Annotated in this window: 2 protein-coding genes; both read left to right on the top strand. The window is 61.0% G+C overall.

From position 1 onward, the window contains the following. On the top strand, positions 1–666 hold a 666-nt coding region (gene eno / locus ACXJ7R_RS34115; RefSeq protein WP_457155635.1), incomplete at its 5' end, for a phosphopyruvate hydratase. A 162-nt stretch (positions 667–828) separates the two neighbouring features. Beyond that, the coding region (locus tag ACXJ7R_RS34110) for an FtsB family cell division protein (protein ID WP_457155634.1) at positions 829–1027 on the top strand (199 nt) is incomplete at its 3' end.

Here is a 1027-nt window from a genome sequence, read left to right as displayed (position 1 = left end):
GAGGGCGGCTTTGCCCCGAACCTGAAGAGCGCGCCTGTGGCGCTCGACTTCATCATGGAATCGATCGAGAAAGCCGGCTTCAAGCCCGGCGAAGAGATCGCGCTCGGCCTGGACTGCGCGGCCACCGAGTTCTTCAAGGACGGCAACTACGTCTACGAGGGCGAGAAGAAGACCCGCGATCCCAAGGCCCAGGCCAAATACCTGGCCAAGCTCGCAGCCGACTATCCGATCATCTCGATCGAGGACGGCCTTGCCGAGGACGACTGGGAAGGCTGGAAGTATCTGACCGACTTGATCGGGAAGAAGACCCAGCTGGTCGGCGACGACCTGTTCGTCACCAACACGGCACGGCTGCGTGACGGCATCCGCATGGGCGTCGCCAATTCGATCCTGGTCAAGGTCAACCAGATCGGTTCGTTGACGGAAACGCTCGACGCCGTCGAAACCGCGCACAAGGCCGGCTACACCGCCGTCATGTCGCACCGCTCGGGCGAAACCGAGGATTCGACCATAGCCGATCTCGCCGTTGCCACCAATTGCGGACAGATCAAGACCGGCTCGCTGTCGCGCTCGGACCGCATGGCCAAGTACAACCAGCTGATCCGCATCGAGGAAGAGCTCGGCAAGCAGGCGAGCTACGCCGGCAAGTCGGTGGTCAAGGGCTGATCCGGAAACACCCAGGCATGGGATATCGATGAAAGGGCGGGAGCATTCCCGCCCTTTTTCATTTCGGGTCTCGAGCAGCCGGTCATCCGTAACCGTCCGTTAAGCACAATCGGGCGAAAAAGATGGGGAGCCGTAGGAGTTCGCGGCCGCGAGGATTTGGATATGTGGACGCGTCAGCACAAGCAGAGAAACACCGGCCGGCTGATCATTCCCTCGCTCTGCGTGGCGTTCCTCGCCTATTTCGGCTTTCATGCCTACCACGGCGAATTCGGCATCAACTCGAAATATCAGCTGGAAGCCCAGACGGTTGCGCTGCAAGGTCAGCTCGACGCGATTAAGGCGCGCCGGATGGAGCTCGAAC

The sequence above is a fragment of the Mesorhizobium sp. P5_C1 genome, from assembly GCF_054049815.1.
This window is presented reverse-complemented; position numbering and strand designations above follow the sequence as displayed.